The 19,903-nt window shown below is 70.7% G+C and carries 16 protein-coding genes and 1 pseudogene; 6 read left to right on the top strand and 11 right to left on the bottom strand.

What is annotated here, in order from left to right; all coding sequences use genetic code 11:
* Positions 1–10 precede the first annotated feature (10 nt).
* Positions 11–580: a TetR/AcrR family transcriptional regulator gene (locus tag OG747_RS39175; protein ID WP_405884090.1), complete on the bottom strand. Its 570-nt coding sequence runs from the start codon at positions 578–580 to the stop codon at positions 11–13.
* A 158-nt stretch (positions 581–738) separates the two neighbouring features.
* Here OG747_RS39175 and OG747_RS39170 point away from each other — a divergent pair, with 158 nt between their 5' ends.
* Positions 739–1,596, top strand: coding sequence for an AAA family ATPase (locus OG747_RS39170; protein WP_405885938.1), 858 nt, complete (start codon positions 739–741; stop codon positions 1,594–1,596).
* Positions 1,593–2,975: a vWA domain-containing protein gene (locus OG747_RS39165; RefSeq protein WP_405884089.1), complete on the top strand. Its 1,383-nt coding sequence runs from the start codon at positions 1,593–1,595 to the stop codon at positions 2,973–2,975. The genes OG747_RS39170 and OG747_RS39165 overlap by 4 nt, the downstream gene beginning before the upstream one ends.
* A gap of 58 nt (positions 2,976–3,033) precedes the next feature.
* Here OG747_RS39165 and OG747_RS39160 read toward each other — a convergent pair whose 3' ends face one another.
* Positions 3,034–3,735 (bottom strand): SDR family oxidoreductase, encoded by a 702-nt coding sequence (locus OG747_RS39160; protein WP_405884088.1) that lies wholly within the window; start codon positions 3,733–3,735, stop codon positions 3,034–3,036.
* 192 nt (positions 3,736–3,927) lie between these two features.
* Positions 3,928–5,478 (bottom strand): MFS transporter, encoded by a 1,551-nt coding sequence (locus OG747_RS39155; RefSeq protein ID WP_405884087.1) that lies wholly within the window; start codon positions 5,476–5,478, stop codon positions 3,928–3,930.
* A gap of 163 nt (positions 5,479–5,641) precedes the next feature.
* Here OG747_RS39155 and OG747_RS39150 point away from each other — a divergent pair, with 163 nt between their 5' ends.
* Positions 5,642–6,121 (top strand): MarR family winged helix-turn-helix transcriptional regulator, encoded by a 480-nt coding sequence (locus tag OG747_RS39150; protein ID WP_405884086.1) that lies wholly within the window; start codon positions 5,642–5,644, stop codon positions 6,119–6,121.
* A 12-nt stretch (positions 6,122–6,133) separates the two neighbouring features.
* Here OG747_RS39150 and OG747_RS39145 read toward each other — a convergent pair whose 3' ends face one another.
* On the bottom strand, positions 6,134–7,102 hold the full coding sequence (locus OG747_RS39145) for an alpha/beta hydrolase (protein WP_405884085.1): 969 nt from the start codon (positions 7,100–7,102) through the stop codon (positions 6,134–6,136).
* 266 nt (positions 7,103–7,368) lie between these two features.
* On the opposite strand from OG747_RS39145, the gene OG747_RS39140 reads away from it, so the two are divergent.
* Positions 7,369–7,827: a MarR family winged helix-turn-helix transcriptional regulator gene (locus OG747_RS39140; RefSeq protein WP_405884084.1), complete on the top strand. Its 459-nt coding sequence runs from the start codon at positions 7,369–7,371 to the stop codon at positions 7,825–7,827.
* Here the strand turns inward: OG747_RS39140 and OG747_RS39135 are convergent.
* Both OG747_RS39135 and OG747_RS39130 read right to left on the bottom strand, forming a co-directional pair.
* Positions 7,814–7,975, bottom strand: a complete 162-nt coding sequence (locus OG747_RS39135; protein ID WP_405884082.1) for a hypothetical protein — start codon at positions 7,973–7,975, stop codon at positions 7,814–7,816. The two genes, OG747_RS39140 and OG747_RS39135, sit on opposite strands and share 14 nt — an antisense overlap.
* 153 nt (positions 7,976–8,128) lie before the next feature.
* Positions 8,129–8,434, bottom strand: coding sequence for a hypothetical protein (locus OG747_RS39130; RefSeq protein ID WP_405884081.1), 306 nt, complete (start codon positions 8,432–8,434; stop codon positions 8,129–8,131).
* Between the two features lie 524 nt (positions 8,435–8,958).
* Here OG747_RS39130 and OG747_RS39125 point away from each other — a divergent pair.
* Together OG747_RS39125 and OG747_RS39120 are read left to right on the top strand one after the other, a co-directional pair.
* Positions 8,959–10,140, top strand: coding sequence for a glycosyltransferase (locus tag OG747_RS39125; RefSeq protein WP_405885936.1), 1,182 nt, complete (start codon positions 8,959–8,961; stop codon positions 10,138–10,140).
* A gap of 433 nt (positions 10,141–10,573) precedes the next feature.
* Positions 10,574–12,094 (top strand): LCP family protein, encoded by a 1,521-nt coding sequence (locus tag OG747_RS39120; RefSeq protein ID WP_405884080.1) that lies wholly within the window; start codon positions 10,574–10,576, stop codon positions 12,092–12,094.
* A gap of 213 nt (positions 12,095–12,307) precedes the next feature.
* Here the strand turns inward: OG747_RS39120 and OG747_RS39115 are convergent, their stop codons facing one another.
* The 5 genes and pseudogenes from OG747_RS39115 to OG747_RS39095 all read right to left on the bottom strand — a co-directional run.
* A complete protein-coding gene (locus tag OG747_RS39115; protein ID WP_405884079.1) occupies positions 12,308–15,193 on the bottom strand; it encodes a hypothetical protein in 2,886 nt (961 codons plus the stop codon).
* On the bottom strand, positions 15,190–16,302 hold the full coding sequence (locus OG747_RS39110; protein WP_405884078.1) for an AAA family ATPase: 1,113 nt from the start codon (positions 16,300–16,302) through the stop codon (positions 15,190–15,192). The genes OG747_RS39115 and OG747_RS39110 overlap by 4 nt, the downstream gene beginning before the upstream one ends.
* A gap of 65 nt (positions 16,303–16,367) precedes the next feature.
* Positions 16,368–17,849, bottom strand: a complete 1,482-nt coding sequence (locus OG747_RS39105; RefSeq protein WP_405884077.1) for a vWA domain-containing protein — start codon at positions 17,847–17,849, stop codon at positions 16,368–16,370.
* Entirely contained in the window at positions 17,846–19,345 is a 1,500-nt protein-coding gene (locus OG747_RS39100; RefSeq protein WP_405885934.1) for a hypothetical protein, read from the bottom strand. Before OG747_RS39100 ends, OG747_RS39105 begins: the two co-directional genes overlap by 4 nt.
* Positions 19,346–19,888: pseudogene (locus OG747_RS39095) on the bottom strand (hypothetical protein); the annotation flags it as partial. It lies immediately after the preceding gene.
* Positions 19,889–19,903 lie beyond the last annotated feature (15 nt).

Raw genomic sequence — 19,903 nt, 5'->3', positions numbered from 1 at the left:
TCCTCCCCGCCTACTTCACGCCCGCCGCATCCAGCAGCGCCGTCACCGTCGTCGTGGTCAGCCCCTCCAGCGTCTCGATCCCGGCGCCGGCCCGGGCGCTCGCGCCGTCGAAGATCAGCATCAACTGTCGGGCGAGGAGTTCCGGGTCGCGCGCGCCGCCGAGTTCGGCCTGTGCGCGGAACACCTCTTTCAGACGCTCCTTCGCGCCACTGGCGACCACCGACGCCGGATGCCCGGGGTCCTTGAGTTCCACCAGCGCGGCGAGAAACGGGCAGCCCCGGTACTCGGGTCGCACCGAGAACTCCTCCAGCCGCGCGAAGACGCCCAGGATGCGCTCGCGCGGGGTGACGACAACCCCCGGATCGACCGCGATCTGCTCCTCGTACCGCGGAATCCGTCGCTCCAGACTCGCCGCGAGGACGTCGTCCTTGCTCTCGAAGAGCTGGTACATCGACCGCTTGGAGACACCGGCCGACCGGCACAGCGCCTCGATGCCGACGGAGACGCCTTCGCGGTAGATGAGGTCGGCCGCCGCGTCCAGCAGCCGGTCCCTCGTGGACGCCTTGTCTGTAGTGGCCATACGGGAAGGTTACCGCGCCGGAGAGGACAAGGAAACCGATCGGTCTACCCGTACCGCGTGGGCACCGTCACACGTGACAGATCCACTGAACAAGCGCTTGGATAGTGGCGCTGGAGAGTGCGCCCGACCCCGCCCGCCCCGCGCTGGAGGCCCCGTTGCTGTTCACATCCGTCGACGATGTCTCCGCACGCCTCGCGGATACCGGCTATCTGGCCTCCCCCGCGGTCGCCACCACCGTCTTCCTGGCCGACCGCCTCGGCAAGCCGCTCCTGGTGGAGGGTCCCGCCGGGGTCGGCAAGACCGAACTCGCCAAGGCCGTCGCCCAGGTCGCCGGGGCGCGACTGGTCCGCCTGCAGTGCTACGAGGGCGTCGACGAGTCCCGGGCACTGTACGAGTGGAACCACGCCAAGCAGCTGCTGCGCATCAGCGCCGGCCGCGACGAGACCTGGGACGAGGCGCGCACGGACATCTTCAGCGAGGAATTCCTGCTGGCGCGCCCCCTGTTGACCGCCATCCGCGGCGACGACCCCAAGGTGCTCCTCATCGACGAGACCGACAAGGCCGACGTCGAGGTGGAGGGCCTGCTGCTCGAAGTGCTCAGCGACTTCCAGGTCACCGTCCCGGAGCTCGGCACGATCGCCGCGACCAGCCGCCCCTTCGTGGTCCTCACCTCGAACGCGAGTCGCGAGCTGTCCGAGGCGCTGCGCCGCCGCTGTCTCTTCCTGCACATCGGCTTCCCGGAGGAGGAGTTGGAGCGGCGCATCGTACGGCTGAAGGTGCCGGGCCTCGACGCGGCGCTGACGGAGTCCGTGGTGCGGGTGGTCGGCGCGCTGCGCGAGATGGACCTGCGGAAGGTCCCGTCGGTCGCCGAGACCATCGACTGGGCGCGCACCCTGCTCGCACTCGGGGCCGACACCCTCGACGAGACGGTGGTACGGGGCAGCCTCGGCGTTCTCCTCAAGCACCAGGACGACATCCTCAAGGCGGCCGCCAAGCTCGACCTGGAAGCCATGTGAACGCGCCGGCGGGCGTTACCGAGCGGCTGACGGGGCTGGTCGGCGCGCTGCGCTCGCACGGCGTACGGATCGGCACCGGCGAGACCGTGGACGCCGCGCAGGCGATGGAGGCGCTCGGCCTGGCGGACCGGGAACGGCTGCGCGAGGGCCTGGCCGCCACACTGCTGCACAGCACCGGGCAGCGGCGGGTGTTCGACCCGGTCTTCGACATGTATTTCCCGCGGCTCGTCGGGGCGCCGCTGTCCAACGGGCAGGAGAGCGACGCTCCCGCCGCCGACCGGGACGAGCTGCGCGACCGGCTCGCGGCGGCACTCGCCGCGGGCGACCGGGCGTTGCTGGAGCGGTTGGCGGTCGAGGCTGTGGACGGCTTCGGTGGCTACGGTTCCTCGCCGGGATCGGACGGCTGGTCGTCGTACCAGACCCTCGACCGGCTCCGCCCGCAGACGCTGCTGGCGCGGGTCCGCGACAGCATCCGCGCGCAGCAGGCCGGAGCGACGGGGTTCACCGACCGGCTGCTGGAGGACGAGATCCGGCGGCGTATCGAGGCGTTCCGCGCACTGGTCGCGACGGAGGCGCGGCGCCGGGTCGCCGAGCGGCGCGGCCGGGACCAGATCGCGCGGCGGGCGGTGGCCCCGACCGCCGACCGGGTCGACTTCCTGTTCGCCGGGCGCGACCGGCTCGCCGAACTGCGCAAGGCGGTTCAGCCGCTCGCGCGCAAGCTGGCCACCCGGCTGGCCGCGCGCCGCCGCCGGGCCGCCCGCGGCACCATCGACCTGCGCCGGACCCTGCGCGGTTCGCTGTCGACGGGCGGGGTGCCGATGCGGCCCGTGCTGCGTCGGCGCCGCCCCATGCGGCCCGAACTGGTGCTGCTGTGCGATGTGTCGGGCTCGGTGGCGGGGTTCTCGGACTTCACGATGCTGCTGGTGCAGGCGTTGCACGACCAGTTCAGCAAGGTGCGGGTGTTCGCCTTCGTCAACCGGATCGACGAGGTGACCGGGCTGCTCGTGCACGGCGCGACCGATCCGGAGGGGCTGGGCGCCCGGATCCGGGCGGAGGCGACGCTGACGGGCTGGCACGGCAGCAGCGACTACGGGGTCGCGTTCGGCGAGTTCGCCGAGCGGTATGTCGACGCGGTGGGGCCGCGCACGACCGTGTTCGTCCTCGGCGACGCCCGTACGAACATGGGCGACCCGAATCTGCCGGCTGTACGGCAGTTCTCCGAACGGGCCCGCCGCTTCTACTGGCTGAACCCCGAGCAGCGGTCCCAGTGGGGCACGGGCGACTCGGCGGCGCCCGACTACGCCGGGCTCGTCGAGATGCACGAGTGCCGCAACGTACGGCAGCTCAGCGAGCTGATCGGCCGCCTCCTGCCGGTATGACCGCCGAGGGGCGGAACCGGCCACGCTTGCACGACTGCGCGGCTACGCGGCTACGCGGCTACGCGACCAACTGCGGGTACAGCACACCCAGATCCGCGGCCAGCCCGGCCTTGACCTGCCGGGTGAGGTCGTCGGCCAGGACTTCGAAGGCACCGGACTCGATGCCGTCGAGGGCCTGCGCGGCGACGCCCTCGGCAGTGGACTTCGGCGCGTCGATCTTCGCGGTCATGTCCGTGTCGACGTAGCCGACATGGAGCCCGGTGACGTCGATGCCGCGCGGCTTCAGGTCGAGGCGCAGGGAGTTGGTCTGCGACCAGAAGGCGGCCTTGGACGCGCTGTAGGAGCCGGCGAGGCCGATCCACGACAGCACCGAGTGGACGTTGAGGATGTGGCCGCCGCCGTTGCGCTCGATGATCGGGACGAAGGCGCGGGTGACGAGGAGCGGACCGTAGAAGTTCGTCTCGAACTCGCGGCGGATGTCCTCGACGGGCGAGTCCAGGAAGTTGGCGCTCAGGGCCGCGCCCGCGTTGTTGATCAGGACGGTGACGTCCTGCGCCCGCTCGGCGGCCGCGGCGACGGACGCGGGATCGCTCACTTCCAGTGCCAGCGGTACGGCATCGGGGTGGGTGACGGTGCGCGGGTCGCGTGCGGTGGCATACACCTTCGTCGCGCCGCGCTCGTACAGGGCCTGCACCAGCGCCCGGCCGATGCCGCGGCTGCCGCCGGTGACCAGGGCGACCGAGCCTTCGATGGATGTCATGGGAACTCCCGAAGCAAAGAGGAAACCGATTGGTTTCCTTCTGCGAGAAGAGTAAACCGATCGGTTTCCAGGGGCAAGGGGGGGCCGCGACGCCGACGGCCGGGAACGGTTCGCTCCGGTCGATGGAGCGAACCGTTCCCGGCCGCGGTCATGAGGCTCCCGGCGCCCCGAGGCACGGGCGCCGAGCGCGGATCAGGCCGTGACGCCCGTCGTCTCCACGACAGCCTCGTCGACGGCCTCGCCATCCTTCTTGTCGACCTTCTCGACCTTCTCGGTCTCCTCGGCCTTCTCGGCCTTCTCGACCGTGTGCTCCTGAGCCGCACCCCTCGTCAGGCCGACCAGGGCCACCGCCACGATCAGCACGAACGCGATGCCGGCGATCGCGAAGCTCAGGGTGAACTGGCTCTCGGCGGGCAGCGCGGGCGCGCCGGCCGGCAGGTGCTCGATGGTCTTGGAGGCCAGCAACGAGGTGATCACCGCACTGGCGATCGCGCTGCCGACGGAACGGGAGATGGAGTTGAGGCCGTTGGCGATGCCGGTCTGGTGGTGCGGCACGCTCGCCACGATGAGCGCGGGCATGGCGGCGTATCCGAAGCTGATGGCCACACCGATCAGCAGGCCCGAGAGAATGATCGACGCCGAGGTGTCGTGCGCCGCGGTCAGCCAGGCGAAGCCGGCGACACCGAACACGGCACCCACGGCGAGGGTGAACCGCGCCCCGATCCGCCCGACCAGCATCCCGCCGAACTGGGCGGCGAACAGCGACACCAGGGTGGTCGGCAGCAGGTACTCGACGGAGGCGCGCAGGACGGAGGCGCCGAAACCGTAGCCGGTGAGCTCCTTCGGCATCTGTGCCAGATAGGCCACGCCGATGAACTGGGAGAACATCGCGAAGCCGAGGAAGAGTCCGGCGAGGTTCGTGAAGAGCACCGGGCGGTGGGCGAACATCCTCATGTCCACCATCGGCTCACGGACCTTGCGCTCGATCAGCACCCAGACGGCCGCCATGACAACAGCCGCGACGAACAGGCCGATCGTGCGTACGGAGGACCAGCCCCACTCGTGTCCCTGCGAGATCGGCAGCAGGAGAAGGACGAGCAGCGCGGCCAGCGTCACCGCGCCGAGCCAGTCGGTCCGGCCACCGGTCTTCGCCCGGGAGGACGGCACGCGCAGGACGACGCCGACCAGGGCGACGGCCGCGAGCGCGACGGCGAGCCAGAACACCCGGTGGTAGTCGGGGTCCGAGCCCCGGGTGAGCAGTCCGGCCGCCACGAGGGCGAATCCGCTGCCGACCGCGAGGGTGCCACTCACCAGCGCCATCGCGCCGTGCAGCTTCGCCGGAGGTATCTCCTCGCGCAGGACCGAGAGGGCGAGCGGGAAGATCGCGGTGGCCGCGCCCTGGAGCACCCGGCCGACGATCAGCCACAGCAGCGAGGTGGTGGTCGCGGCCAGCACCGATCCGGCGATCATCAGCAGCAGCACCCCGATCAACGTGGGCTTCTTGCCGTGCATGTCGCCGAACCGGCCGAGCAGCGGGGTGAAGACCGCGGCGGACAGCAGGGTCGCGGTGGTGACCCAGCTGACGTTCGCGGTGCTGGTGCCGAGGTCGCTCTGGATGATGCTCAGGATCGGCACGACGAGGGTCTGCATCATCGAGACGATCATGGCGGCGAGGCCGAGGACCAGGACGAGCGAGAGGTCACCGGCGGGGCGCCCGGGCGCCCCGCGATCTGTGGATGTCACGGTTTTCTTCCGTAGGTCAGGACGTCGAGCAATCACGGGGGGTGATGCCGTGAAACTTGAAGTTCACAAAGCTATAGAGACTCGAAGGTTGAGGACCTCAAGTAACTCGATAGAGGTAAGCATCGAAGATTGAGGTAGTCAAGTTTCGGGTTACGCTGGTTCCATGTCCGCGACACACGGAACGAGCAGTTCCACCGAAGCGCCCGACGGCGGACACCTCGGTGTCTCCAATGTCAAGCTCCTCGACACCCTGTGGGCGTCGATGGTCAGCCTCTACGTGGATCTCACCAGCGCCGCCGCCGCGCACGGCCTCACCTACAGCCAGGCCAAGGCGCTCAACGTGCTGCGCCAGGGCCCCGCACCGATGCGGGCCCTGGCGGGTACCTTGCGCTGCGACGCCTCGAACATGACCGGGCTCATCGACCGGCTGGAGGCCCGCGGCCTCGTCTACCGCGAGCCCAGCCCCACCGACCGCCGGGTCAAGAACGTCGTCCTGTCGGAGGAGGGCGCGGCCGCCGTGGCCAGCATCCGCGACGGAATGCACGCCACCCACCAGGCCCTCGACTCGCTGAGCGACACCGAGCGCTCCACCCTCGAGAGCCTGCTCTCCCGTCTGTTCGTCGCGGACGGCGGGGGTTCCTGACCCCCGGACGGGTCAGGCGGTCCCGAGGGCCGTGCGCAGGGCGCTGATCGCCAGGCCGATGGCGGCACGGGCGGCGTGGGTGTCGGCGAGGGCGTTGAGCATCACGAAGTCGTGGGTGATGCCCTGGAAGCGGACGGCGGTGACGGGTACGCCGGCCTCGCGGAGCTTGTTGGCGTAGGCCTCGCCCTCGTCGCGCAGGACGTCGGCCTCGCCGGTGATGACGAGCGCCGGGGGCAGGCCGGTGAGCTGGTCGGTGGTGGCGCGCAGCGGGGAGGCGGTGATCTGGGCGCGCTCGGCCTCGTCGGTCGTGTACTGGTCCCAGAACCACTGCATGCCGTCGCGGCGCAGGAAGTAGCCGGTGGCGAACTGGTGGTAGGAGCCGGTGTCGAAGTTCGCGTCGGTGACCGGGTAGAACAGCACCTGCTGGACCAGCGGGACATCGCCGCGCTCCTTGGCCATCAGGGTGAGCGCGGCGGTCATGTTGCCGCCGACGGAGTCACCGGCCACGGCCAGCCGTGTACCGTCCAGGCCCTTGGTCGCGCCCTGCTGGACGACCCACTGGGCGACCGCGTAGTTCTGCTCGATGGCGACCGGGTAGCGGGCCTCGGGCGACAGGTCGTACTCGGGGAACACCACGGCGGCGCCGGCGCCGACGGCCAGCTCACGCACGAGACGGTCGTGGGTGTGGGCGTTGCCGAACACCCAGCCCGCGCCGTGGATGTAGAGGATCACCGGCAGGGCTCCCTCGGCGCCGGCGGGCTTGACGATGCGGGCCCGGACACTGCCGGTCGGACCGCCGGAGACGGTGATCCACTCCTCGTCGATGCTCGGCATCTCGATCTCGCCGGACTGCACCTCGTCGACGGCCTTGCGGCCCTCCGCCGGGGCAAGGTCGAACAGGTACGGCGGGTTCGCGGTCGCCTCGGCGAAGGCCGCGGCGGCGGGCTCGAGGACGGGACGGTTGTCGGCGCTGTCGGTCATGGCGAACTCCTCGGTTCGGGTGCCGCGGACGGGCCCCGTCGGCGGTCTTCGCCGGGGAGCGGCGGCACAGCATGAGAGTAGCGTGCGATTAAGTCGTGCGCTACTTATTGGCACGCGATACGATCGGGAGGACTTGAACGATAAGGTGGAGATCGCGCGGGTGGAGATCGCCCCTTGGGGCCGGAACCGTGGAGCGCACAGGCGCCGAAACACCAAAACGCCAAGACACCAAAGACGCCAAGGACGCAGACATCAGGAGCCGCACCGTGAGCGCAGCAGCAGCCGAACCGCCGCAGGAGGGTTCGCTGTTGCTGGACGACCAGCTCTGCTTCGCCCTCTACGCAGCCTCCCGGGCCGTGACCGCGCGCTACCGGCCGCTGCTGGACGCGCTGGGGCTGACCTACCCCCAGTACCTGGTCATGCTCGTCCTGTGGGAGCAGGACTCGATCTCGGTACGCGATCTGGGCACCGCACTCCAGTTGGAATCCAGCACGCTCTCCCCGCTGCTCAAGCGCCTGGAGGCCGGCGGACTGCTCCGCCGCGAACGGCGCCCGGAGGACGAGCGTTCCGTCGCCATCCGCCTCACCGAAGCCGGGGCGCAGCTGCGCGAACGGGCGCAGACGGTCCCTCTCGCCATCGGCGACGCCATGGGCCTGACGCCCGAACAGGACGCCATGGCCAAGCGGCTGCTGCGCCTGCTCACCGCGAACGTCACCGAGGGCTGACGTCACCTTCGTCGAAGCTCGCGTAGTACGCGGCGGCGATGTCGAGGCGGACGCCGTTCTTCCGGCCCGCCTCGACGATCGAACGGGCGTCCTTGGCCGAGGTGTCCACGGCGAACCGGGCCGGTGACAGCCCTCCGTTCAGGATCATGTCCGCCTTGAGGCGCGAGGCTCTTGCTTCCGCACCGTTCTCGCCGGTCCAGATTCGTGTGTGCGCCCACCGCGTCGAAGACCGGTTGGACGGCTGCGCGCCGGTCTCTCGGTCCGGCGGCGCCGTGCGCGGTTGCGTGGCGCCGTACTCGGGTTACTTGGCGGCGGCGCTCACGAGGCCGTCGAGCCAGGCCTGGTGGCCGTTGAGCATCGGGTTCGGCCGCTCGTCGGCCGGTGCGGCGGCCGGCTCACCGATCTGGGTCTCCTGGGCGAGGATGCGGACCCGGCCGCCGGGCAGGTCCTCCACCAGCCAGGCGTGCAGGACGTCGAGCCGCTCCTCGGGCGTGCCGTCCTGCTCCACGACCCCGCCGAGCCGCCCCTGAACACGCTCTTCCTGGTCCAGCGCCCCGGCGCGGACGCCAACCCGGACGTCGTACGGGTGCGTGACCGCCTCCAGCACGCGGCCCGCGCCTGGTGAGGCAGCCGCCCGGGCGCGTGACCACCCGGGGGCACCGCGTCGGCAGGCCCAGGGAGGGACCCGGTGCACGTGCTCGGCGGCTCCGGCCCGCTGCCGGGCACCGCAGCCGGGCCGCTTCGTCGTGGTCGTCGGCGAACCCCGCGGCGCGCTCGTACAGGTCGGCGCAGGTGTCCGGGTCGGTCTCCTCGGCCGCGTTGGCCATCGGCCGCGCGAGGTGCGCCGCCGGGGGAGATTGCGGCCCACCGCGTACCTCGTTTTCTGGCCAGTTTTTTACCCCCGGGTGGGTGTGAGGACGACGGACACGTCCGCACCTCGTCCCTTCCCCCGCCTCGATCACCAGAACGGAGCGCCGTAACCAAGCGTGTCCGAATTTGAAACCACGAGTTCACAAGCGCGCAAGTTTCCCCTGTGTCGATAGCGGCTAACCCGCAGATCACAGGGGTTGAAAAGGTTTCCTCCCTTTCTGCGAGACGGGCCAAGAGGTGCGCGTGATGGACGAACTGCGTGTGCTGTCAATCTATGAAGGATTCTTTTCGGGCGGGGCCCGGATCGTGCACAGCGATGTGGTGCTGGGGCTCCATGAGGGCGGTCAGCGGCATGCGGTGCTGAGCGTGAGTGGCGAGATGTATCGGGAGGCGACCCGGCAGCGGATGGAGGACGACGTCTGCTACCGGTCGCTGACCGCGGCCGGCGTGCCGGTCACCTCCCTGGGCCGCACCCCTGGGACACCCGCCGACACGGAGGGCTTCAGCGGGCCGGAGCTGGCGGCCACTGCCCGGGCGGTGGCGGGCGCCGACGTCATCCTGTCCCTCAAGGAGCAGCCGCTCGGCCTGCTCAACCAGGCGGGCCTGCCCCGGCGGCCCGTCGTGGTGTGCCTGCACCGCTCCGACCCGGAGAACCAGGGGGCGGCCCTGGACGAGCTGAGGACCGCGGTCGCCGACGGCCGAATCGCCGCCGGGATCTGCTGTGCCGAGTCGACGCGCACGGCGTACGCCGCGGCCGGGATCCCGCCCGGGCTGCTGCACGTCATCCCGAACGGCGTGGACCTGCTGCGCTTCCGCCCCGACCCCTTCAGACGCGCTCTGCTGCGGACGTCCCTGGGCATCCCGGAGGGCGCGCCTGTGATCGTCTTCGCGGCACGCTACGCCGCGATGAAGAACGTGCCGCTGTTCCTCCGGGCCGCCCGGGCCTGGCTGCGCCGACAGCCTGACGGCCATGTCCTGATGTGCGGCGCGGGCATGACGCGGGCCAACGCCTGCTTGGGCGAGGACATCGCCGACGCGTTCGGCGACGAGGCTCCGCTCGCCGACCGCCTCTCGCTGCTCGGCGTGCGGAACGACATGGAGACCGTGTACGCCGCCGCCGACGTGGTCTCGCTGACCTCCTCCAGCGGCGAGGCGGCACCGCTGTGCCTGATCGAGGGCATGATGTGCGGCGCCGTCCCGGTCGCCACCGACGTCGGCGACAGCGCCTCGATCGTGGCCGGGCACGGCTTCCTCACCCCGCCGGAGCCCGAAGCGATCGCCCTGGCCTGGTCCGAGGCCGTGGAACGCGGGCCCGAGCTCGTACCGGCCCTCGCTCTCAGTCGCGAACGGTTCAGCCGCACCCGGATGATCGCCGCCTATGCCGCGCTCATCGAGCAGGTCCGCACCGGTTCGGGCCGGGTGCCCCTCCCGGAACCCTTCTGAGGAGCACGCCGACAACGGGCTCTTACCGGGCACCCAGAAGGCTCTCATCTGCGATTGCTATATTGCGCGACCACGCAAGTGGGGCGGGGTTCCCGCCTCACTTGACGCATGCGGCCGCGCGCTCCACCGCGGCGCCGACGGCCTGAACGGCCCGACCGTTTCGCGGGAGTGCGAGATGACTGACCCTGGGGACGGCCCCATAGGCCACGCCACACGCAGCCGCGTACGCGGAGTACCCCGGCAGCGTACGGACGAGGGCGACGCGGCGCGCCCGGCGGGTGGCCGGGCCTCGTCCCACGCCACGACATCCCGCTCCACGTCGTCTCATTCCATGCCGTCTCGCACCGCGACGCGGCCCGGGGCTCGCGCACACGGTCGCGCCGGGTCGGGGCGCCGCGCGAGGCCCGTAGGCCGCGGCAGGCGGATTCTGCGGATGACCGCGATATCCCTGTCGGTGCTGGTCCTGGTCACCGCGGGCGCCGGTTGGTGGTTCTACGAGCATCTGAACGGCAACCTCCACAGCATCCCGCTGACCGACGGCACGGGCAGCGACAGCGCGGGCAAGGAGAAGGCCGACTCCTTCGGCCGGACCCCGATCAACATCCTGGTGATGGGCAGCGACGGCCGGACCAGCGCGAGCGACTGCAAACTGGGCGGCGGCTGTTCGCAGACCGGCGTGCAGTCCGGGTCCAACGCGGACGTGGAGATGGTGATGCACATATCCGCCGACCGCTCCAACGCCACCGTGATGAGCATCCCGCGCGACACCGTGGTCTCCGTCCCCGCCTGCAAGAACAGCGAGACCGGCACCTCCACGGCCGGTTACACCGGCATGGTCAACAGCGCCCTGCAGTACGGACCGGCCTGCCAGGTGGCCACCGTGCACAAGCTCACCGGCATCCCCATCGACCACTTCGTCAAGCTCGACTTCTCCGGCGTGGTGAACATGTCGGACGCGGTGGGCGGAGTGTCCACCTGCGTCAACGCCAACGTCTACGACACGTACTCGCATCTGAAGCTCGCCAAGGGCACCCACACCCTCAAGGGCGTCGCCGCCCTGGAGTTCGTCCGCTCCCGGCACGGCTTCGGCGACGGCAGCGACCTGGGACGCACCTACTCCCAGCACCTCTTCCTCAGCTCCATGATCCGCAAGTTCAAGAGCGCGGGCACCCTCACCGACCCCACCGCCGTCTACAACCTGGCCGACGCCGCCACCAAGGCCCTCACCGTGGACACGGGCCTGGGCAGCATCAGGAAGCTGATCGGGCTCGCCACCGATCTGGACAAGGTCCCGGCCAAGCGCATCACGTTCACCACCATGCAGACCGCGCCCGACCCGAACGACAGCAACCGGCTCGTGGCCGCTTCCACCGCCCAGAGCCTCTTCTCCACCATCGCGAACGACCAGTCGCTGACCGGCGCGTCCGGCAAGACGTCCGCCGCGGCCTCCACGACCGCCACGGCCTCCGCGGTCCCCGCCGCGCAGATCGCGGTGACCGTGGAGAACGGCACCGCCGTCACCGGCCGCGCCGCCGCCATCGCCACCGCCCTGATCGGCAAGGGATTCAGCCCCGACACGACCACCGGCAACGCCTCCGGCGCCGCCTCCAGGACCACGCTCACGTACGGCGCCGGGAAGAAGGCCGAGGCCCAGACCGCCGCCAAGGCCCTGGGCCTGGCCTCCTCTCACCTCAAGCAGGGCACGGGCACCGGTCTGACCCTGGTGATCGGCACCGACTGGACCAGCGGCACCACCTACCCGGGCACCACCGCCTCCTCCGCCGCCCCCGCCGACACCAAGGCCGCCACATCCAACGCCCACGCCCAGACCGCCGACCAGTCCAAGACCTGCGCCAAGGTCAGCACCTACAAGACCGTCAGCCTGAACGGCGTCGCCATGACCCCGACCCAGGCCTACGCGGCAGCGGGCAGCGAAAAGGACTCGGCGCCCTGAGGGTCGGTCCTTCTTCTCGCCCAGTTGCTGGACATACCGCTGGACCGCCGGGGCGAGAAGCCCTCGGGACGCGGTCCGCGGCTCTCTCCTGTTCGGGCTGACGTTCGGGTTCACGTTCGGGGTGGCATTCGGGGCCGCGACCGGGGTCACCTGGGGATTCCCCTCGGGGCTCGCCTTCGGGATCACGTCCGGTCGGTTTCTGCCCCGCCGACTTCATGGACCGGCCAGCAGCACCTCCAGCGCCAGCGCCGTATCCGGATGGAGACCGGCCAGTGCCGCGCCCGACGGGCCGGGATTCGCCGTCCCCCAGGTCCCGTCGCAGCCCAGCAGACTCGCCACCGCGTCGCACGTCGCCGGGTGGGCGGCGAGCAGCGCGGCACCGCGGTCGTCGTCCGCGCGCCGCGCCGGAGGCACGGCTTGCGGCTCCGGCTGCGCCCGCCACGGCGGCGCCCACGCGTCCAGCACGGCGAGGCGGCCGGGGAAGATACGTCCGGCCTCACGGATCAGCAGGGGGGCCAGCTCGGAGCCACCTGAGCGCAAGGTGGTGATCAGGGTGGGCAGCCACGGCAGAAGGACCGGGTCCGGCAGCCGTCCGAACGCGTTCGACACGGCTTCCACGACGAAGTCGGTGAGGCCCGGGACGGGTTCGAGGGCGTGTACGAAGCCGCTGAGGTAGCGCGGATAGGCGGGCACCACCAAGGGGTTGCCGAGCAGTTCGTCGCACCTCGCCCGGAGGTCCGCGCGGGAGAGGTTCCCGAGCTGCGTCTGGGCCGCCCACAGCAGCGCCGTCTTCGACGGGTCCTCGGGGTGCGACTGGGCGACCGCCAGCTCCAGTTGGGTCCGGTCGCAGCCCAGCGACAGTGCCAGGCTCTCCATGCTGAACAGGAAGCCCAGCATCGCCGCGACGTGGCGGACGGTGGCGTCTTCGTCGGTGAACGCCGTCGGCAGCAGGGTGCAGTAGTGCGCGTATCCGGCCTTGACGAAGGACTCGATCCACGGCGGCAGCACCGGCTCGCTGGTGCGGTAGTACGCCAGCAGCCGTCGCACTCGGCGCAGTACCTCCGGTGCGCCGTCGACGCTGCGTTCGGCCGACAGCACCTCCAGGGCGCGGGTGCCCAGCTCGTCGGTGAGGCGACGGCCGCCCAGGTACAGCGTCGCGTCCTCGACGGCTTCCAGGACGGTCGCCGCGGTGGCTCCCGGCGCGTACGCCGTGCGGCGCAGGCGCTGTTCGAGAACCTGCTCGATGCTGACGCCCTCGTAGCCGAGCTCGATGAGCGCACGCTGGTGGGTGCCCAGCGCCAGGTCCCAGGACTCCTGGATCGGCCGCTCCCCCAGCTTCCGCTCGCCCATGATCGGCCGCGCGGCGCCCTGTGGCATCAGATACCGCAGCATCCACAGCACGTCCGAGCACCTCCCCAGCTCCGGCTGGGAGGCGACGTCCAGCAGCGCCCGCTGCACACCGCGCTGTTGGAGCTTCAGGTTCAGCGGCGCGAGCCGGTCGTGCACGTCGCGCGCCAGAGGGGGCAGCGCGTCGTAGCCGACCTGGCCGATCCGGTCGCCGCCCATCATGATGTCCACCAGGCGGCGCACATCGCGCCGGCCCGGCACGGTGTCCTTCTCGATACAGGTGACGGCCGCGTCCTGGAAGTCGTACGGCGTCGGCTTGGCCCGGTCGCGCATCCCGGCCAGCAGGATCGACGTCTCGAACACCGCGATGGCGTCGGCGGTGGAGGCGAGATAGCCATTGCGGCGCGCGGCACGCACGATCTCCACCGACCAGCCGAGCAGTTCGGCCTCGTCCAACCGGTCCAGCACGGGCGGTTGCCGCAGAAAGCCGGTCAGCTTGTCCGAAGGCGGGAGGGCCGGTTCCGAGGGCGGGAGAGCCCGTGCGGGAGCCGCCGCGGCCGTGGTCTTCTTGGCCCTCGTTTTCTTCGCGCCCGCCTGTCCCTCCAGACGATACGGCTCCACGCGCGTGCGCTTGACGTTCTTCGCCCAGACCGTCGCGGCGATCGACACCGAGCCGGCGGCGAGGCCGAACTGCGCCTCGATCGCCGCGTGGCTGGACGGAATCAGGCCGTGCTGCCACTTGGTGGCGGTGCGCGGGCCGATCTCGAAGGTGTCGGTGCCGTGGACGCCGAACTCCGCGACCCGGCTGGCCGCGTGGAAGGCGCCGCAGATGTAGAGGCAGTCGTCGGGATCGGTGCCGGTCGCGGTCAGGTGCTCGCGCATCCTGGTCCACATGTAGCGCTCGCGGTCCTCGTCCACGCGCACCCGATGGGGGTCGCCGGGTGCGAGGCGCCGGAAGAGGCTGCCGATCAGGAGCATGACCTGGCGGTAGGTGTCGTGGTCGCTGTCGCCGAGCGGCAGTTCGACGTACTGGTGCCACCACTCCGACCAGTGCCGCACCCTGCCGTGCCGCAGCAGGTGTTCCTCCAGTTCGGCGAAGCGCGGCCGCAGGTCACCGATCTCCACGCCGACCGCGTCGCCGTGCAGCGCGGCCTCCTCCTCAGCGGGCGGTGCGTCGGGGTCGGCAGGCTCGGCGGAGTGCGTGGTCCCGCGCGCGTCCCATTGGAAGACGTGGTCCGAGGAACGGTCGACGAGGACCAGTTCGACGCCGGGCGTGTCCAGTGCGTAGGCGATCGCCTGGTACTCGGCCGAGGCCTCGGTGATCGGTGCGACCACCGACAGCGGGGACCACTCGGCAGGGAAGCCGTCGACCTCGGTCGCGAATGCCTGCACCGCCACCGGGAGCCTGCAGTTGCGCAGTTCGGTCAGCAGCGGCGCCATGTCCTCGCACAGCTCCAGGTACACGACCTTCGGCTGCTTCTCCCGCAGTCGGCGTGCCATCGCGAGCGCCGAGGCGGGCGAGTGGTGGCAGACGGGGAAGATCTCCAGTGGCTCGCGCACCGCGCGGTCGACGTCGTCGACGAGGCCGAGGAGGATGCCCTCCAGGGCGTCGGGACCGTCGGCGAACGTCGCGGCGGCCTCCTGCAACTGCCCGCGCAGCGCTTCGAAGGTCCCCTCCCGCGTGCCGCTCTTGGTCCCCTCGTGCGTGCCCTCGTGCGTGCCCTCGTGGGTACTCTCGTGCGTGCGGCTCATGACAGGGTGGCGATCGCGTCGCGGCCGCCCTCCAGGAACTCCGGCCAGGATCCGCCCTCTTCCTTGCTGCGCGGCTCGACGACGCCGTGCAGGTACTTGTTGAGGATGGCCAGATCCTCGGGCTCGCGCCGGGCCAGTGACCCGACCAGCGAGGAGGCCAGCGTGTGGGCGGTCAGGGCGCGCTCGCCGAAGAAGTTGCTGTGCAGGATCGCGTCCTCGAGCACGCCGATCTGTTCGGCGGTGGACAGCGCGGACTCCAGCTTCTCGTCGTCGCTGCCGGCCGCTGCCGCCGAGGCGCGCAGATCGGCGAAGCTCTGCAGCAGAACGTCGAGCAGCGTCGGCGGCACGTCCAGTTCGAGCTGGTGGCGGCGCAGCAGTTCCTCGGTGCGGAAGCGGACGATCTCCGCCTCGCTCTTCTTGTTCGTCACCACCGGGATGCGGACGAAGTTGAAGCGGCGCTTGAGCGCCGAGGAGAGGTCGTTGACGCCCCGGTCGCGGCTGTTGGCGGTGGCGATGATCGAGAAGCCGGGCTTGGCGAAGACGATGTTGTCGCTGTCCAGCTCCGGGACCGAGATGTACTTCTCGGAGAGGATCGAGATCAGTGCGTCCTGGACGTCACTGGTGGAGCGGGTGAGTTCCTCGAAACGGCCGATCGCGCCGGTCTCCATCGCGGTCATGATCGGCGAGGGGATCATCGACTCCCGCGACTGGCCCTTGGCGATGACCATGGACACGTTCCAGGAGTACTTGATGTGGTCCTCGGTGGTGCCGGCCGTGCCCTGCACGACCAGCGTCGAGTCGCGCGAGATCGCGGCGGACAGCAGCTCGGCCAGCCAGCTCTTGCCGGTGCCGGGGTCGCCGATGAGCAGCAGGCCACGGTCGGAGGCCAGCGTGACGATGGACCGCTCGACGAAACTGCGGTCGCCGAACCACTTCTGCGGGATCTCCCGGTCCAGGCCGTCGGAGCGCTCGGAGCCCAGGATGAAGAGCCGGACCATCTTCGGGGACAGCCGCCAGGAGAAGGGCTTGGGGTTGTCGTCGATGGACTCCAGCCAGTCCAGTTCCTCGGCGTACTTGATCTCGGCGGGGGCGCGCAGCAGGTCGGACATAAAGGGCCTTTCTAAGCGTCTGAGCGTCTGGGGCTGGGCCTCTGGGCCTCTGGGCCTCTGGGCCTCTAAGCGAGAAACGTCTTGAGCTCGTGGACGAGCTTGCGGATGTGGCCGGAGAGCACCGGCGTACCGAGATCCTTGAAGCGCTCCCGGAACCACGGGTTGACGCTGCCGCGGCCGGAGCTGGTCACCGAGCCGACCGGGATGAACTTGGCTCCCGAGCGGTGAATGGCGGCCATGCTGTCGAACAGCGGCTGGGATCGCCATTCGTAGAAGTCGGAGATCCACACCACGACGGTGTTGCGGGGCTCGGCGATCTTCGGCTGGGCCAGTGCCATGGCGACGGTGCCGTCGGTGCCGCCCCCGAGGTTGGTGCGCAGCAGGGTCTCGAAGGGGTCGTGCACCCATGGCGTGAGGTCGAGCGCCTGTGTGTCGTACGCGATCAGGTGGACGTCCACCTTCGGCAGCCCGGCGAAGATCGACGCCAGGATGGTGCAGTTCACCATCGAGTCGACCATCGAGCCCGACTGGTCCACGACGACGATCAGCCGCTGGGGCGTCGTCTTGCGGGCGGTGTGCCGGTAGTAGAGGCGGTCGACGTACAACCGCTCCTCCTCCGGGCTCCAGTTGGTGAGGTTCTTCCAGATCGTGCGGTCGAGGTCGAGGTTGCGGAACACCCGCTTGGGCGGGACGGAGCGGTCCAGGGCGCCCACCGTGGCCTTCTCCACCTGGGTGCGCAGCACTTCGGCGACCTCGTCGACGAAACGTCGGATCAGGGCCTTGGCGTTGGCCAGCGCGACGCCGGACAGATTGTTCTTGTCCCGCAGCAGCTGCTCGATCAGCGACATGCTCGGAGTCAGCTGCGCGGCGAGCTTGGGGTCGGCCAGCACCTCACGCAGCCGCATCCGCTTGACGAGATCGGCCTCGAGGGCGCCGAGTTCCGGCCCGATCGCCGGAATCAGCCGGCTGAGATCGGGCGTCGTGCCCGGGCCGCCGGTGCCGGTCGGACTGACACCGCGTCCCGCGGCACCTCCCCCGGTCCCTCCGCCGGCCCGGCCGCCGCGCAGCTCGCCGGGCTTGCAGCCGAGGGCGCGCTCCAGCCAGCCCGCGTCGGACTGCCAGCGCGCCAGCTGTCCGGCGGTGACCGTACCGGAGCCGACGGCGAAGACGTTGAGCAGCACCTTCGACACCAGCGCCGCGCGCCGTACTTCGACAGCCCGGTCGCGGGCACCGTCGGCGGTTTCGGGGCCTGGATCGGGCGCCATCAGACCGGCGAACTCTGCGGCCAGCTCCGGGTGGCGCTGCACGATCGAGTCGACGGAGGCCCCCGGGTCCAGCAGCGCGGACGGCAGCCCGATGTCCTCGACGACGGCGAGGCTCGCCGATTCCAGCGTGGTCTGTTCCTCGTGGTCGAAGAGCCGGGCGAGGAGCCGCCAGTAAAGGACCTGACGGCGGTTGTCGTGGGGATTCACCCCGGGGTTCTGTGGGTCCGTGTGCTCGGCGTGCTCGGCGTGCTCGGCCAGTTTTTCCGTCGGGTGCTCCGTCATTTCCGCAGCAACCTCCCCGCCCGCTCCCGCAGCACGGCCACGGCGTCGGTGGCGGCCTTCTCGGCCTTGACCCCGACCTTGTCGGTCGTGCCCCCGGCCCATCCCCCGGCGTGGATCGCGAGAGCCTTCTTCCGTACGGTCGTCTCGACGGCCAGCGGCTGGACGCTGAACGATCCGGCGTCCCAGCGGAGCAGCCCGATGCACGCGCCGGACGCCGCGACGGCCTCGGGGGTGAGCGGGCCGGCGGTGGGAATGCGGTCGGTGTCGACGGCGAGCGGGTGTCCGGCGACGATGAACGTCAGTGCGTCGCCGTCTTCCTGAGCGGCCTTCTGGACTGCCTTCTGGACGGTCTTCTGAGCGTCCTCCTGGGCGTCGTTCTGGGCGGCCTTCTGAACGACGTAGCCCTGCAGGAACACGGGGACGGCGATACCTGCCGGGTGGCGGTCCAGCGGCGCGGTCACCTGAGCGGTCGCGGTGGACAGGGCGACACGGGCGGTGGCGAAGGCGTCGGCAGGCTCGCTCGGGCGGGCCTGCTCGTCGCTCCAGATCAGGTCGCCCTCAGCGGTGACCGGCATGTCGGTGAGGTCCATCGAGCGGCCTTCGCTGAGGGCTGCCAGAAGCGACAGGTGCGGGCGGAGCAGCTGCCAGAGGCCGGCTCCGACGACCGTGTCGGGCTTCGGCACCGATACTCCGGCACGCACCAGGCGGGGCGCGCCACCGTCCGCGGGCTCGAACACCGCGTGGACCTGGGCCTGTGCGGCGGTCGCGTGTTCCTGCACGTCGACGCCGAGAGGCAGCAGGCGGCCGGTGGCCGTACCGGTCGCGGGCACGTCGGCCGCACCGGGAACTGTCAGGAGCATCGCACGCGACCAGAGGTCCCCCCAGCGGCGTACCGGAATCCTCTCCAGAGACGCGCCCGGGCAGGAGGCGGCGAGTTCGGCGGAGAACCCGTCGAGGAGGATCGCCAGGCGGCGCAGGGCCGGGTCCGGAAGCATCGCGGAGACGACTTGCGCCGCCCCGGAGACCAGGTCGTGGTCGATGCCCTGCCAACCGGCGCGCGCGAGATCGGAGAGCCAGGAGCGGGCCGCGGAGAGCAGGTTCGCCGGTTGCCGTCCGCCGGGCGCCGGGCGGGTCTCCTCACCGTGGGTCCGGCCGGTCGCCTCCTCGACACGGGTCATCAATGCGTCGTGGACGGAGCCGAGCAGTGCGGTGCGGGCGGCGGCGAGGGCGACGAAGTGGTCCTCGCTCGCGGCTCCGGCCGCCGCCTTCTCGGCCGCCTCGGCGACCCTGGCGGCCAGTGGCGTCCCCGTGACGGCGTGGGCGAGCTCCGTCAGGCCGGCGGCCTGGGCGGGCTGGGGACGGAGCAGGCCGGCGACGAGGGCCTGATCGAAGGCGTCGACGGCCGCCAAGGCTTCGTCAAGCCCGGCGATGGTGTCGGAGAGCGGGTGGGCGCGCTCCCCCACGATCGAACCGAGCTCGCACTGGGGCACTCTCATCGCCACCGCCCTGGTCGGCGGGAACCACTGCATCTCCGGCAACGGCGCGGTGGTCGGCGCGAGTTCCAGGTAGGCCAGGTGCCGCAGGAACCGGCTGAAGACGGGCGCGGCGGCCTTGATGTCCCCCTGCGATGGGCGTGTGTCGCTCATGTCGGCGGTGATGGACAGCGCGCTCGGCGCCCCGTCCACGGTCTCGACCCTCAGGTAGCGGGCGACGCGCTCGGCGCCGTACTGCAGCACCGCCTCGTTGATCAGGGCCCGGATGTGATTGCAGAACATGCCCCGCGCGCCGCCGCAGGGCCGGTTGTTGTTGGTGCTGCAAGCGAACGCGTAGGTGCCGACCGCGACCGACGAGACATAGACCCGCTCGATGTCCGAGCCGCTGGACACCACGCCCTGCAAGCGTCCGTCGGCCAGCTCGACGAACGGGACCTTGGCGAGCTTGCGCGGCCGCGCGGGTGCTATCACCCGCGCCGAGCTCGACCTCTCCCAATCCGACAACGCACCATCTCCTATGCACCAAGGGGGACTTCCTCGCCACATCGGCGGGACACGACT

Origin of the sequence: Streptomyces sp. NBC_01384, from assembly GCF_045040035.1 — a bacterium.
Classification (GTDB): domain Bacteria; phylum Actinomycetota; class Actinomycetes; order Streptomycetales; family Streptomycetaceae; genus Streptomyces.
Note: the sequence above shows the minus strand (reverse complement) of the source record. Positions and strands in the feature narration are given on the sequence as shown.

Bases quoted from the DNA above. Each gene is read 5' to 3' on its own strand.
- OG747_RS39175 (WP_405884090.1), bottom strand. From the start codon at position 580: ATGGCCACTACAGACAAGGCGTCCACGAGGGACCGGCTGCTGGACGCG.
- OG747_RS39160 (WP_405884088.1), bottom strand. From the start codon at position 3,735: ATGACATCCATCGAAGGCTCGGTCGCCCTGGTCACCGGCGGCAGCCGC.
- OG747_RS39150 (WP_405884086.1), top strand. From the start codon at position 5,642: ATGTCCGCGACACACGGAACGAGCAGTTCCACCGAAGCGCCCGACGGC.
- OG747_RS39145 (WP_405884085.1), bottom strand. From the start codon at position 7,102: ATGACCGACAGCGCCGACAACCGTCCCGTCCTCGAGCCCGCCGCCGCG.
- OG747_RS39135 (WP_405884082.1), bottom strand. From the start codon at position 7,975: ATGATCCTGAACGGAGGGCTGTCACCGGCCCGGTTCGCCGTGGACACC.
- OG747_RS39120 (WP_405884080.1), top strand. From the start codon at position 10,574: ATGACCGCGATATCCCTGTCGGTGCTGGTCCTGGTCACCGCGGGCGCC.
- OG747_RS39115 (WP_405884079.1), bottom strand. From the start codon at position 15,193: ATGAGCCGCACGCACGAGAGTACCCACGAGGGCACGCACGAGGGCACG.
- OG747_RS39110 (WP_405884078.1), bottom strand. From the start codon at position 16,302: ATGTCCGACCTGCTGCGCGCCCCCGCCGAGATCAAGTACGCCGAGGAA.
- OG747_RS39105 (WP_405884077.1), bottom strand. From the start codon at position 17,849: ATGACGGAGCACCCGACGGAAAAACTGGCCGAGCACGCCGAGCACGCC.
- OG747_RS39100 (WP_405885934.1), bottom strand. From the start codon at position 19,345: ATGAGAGTGCCCCAGTGCGAGCTCGGTTCGATCGTGGGGGAGCGCGCC.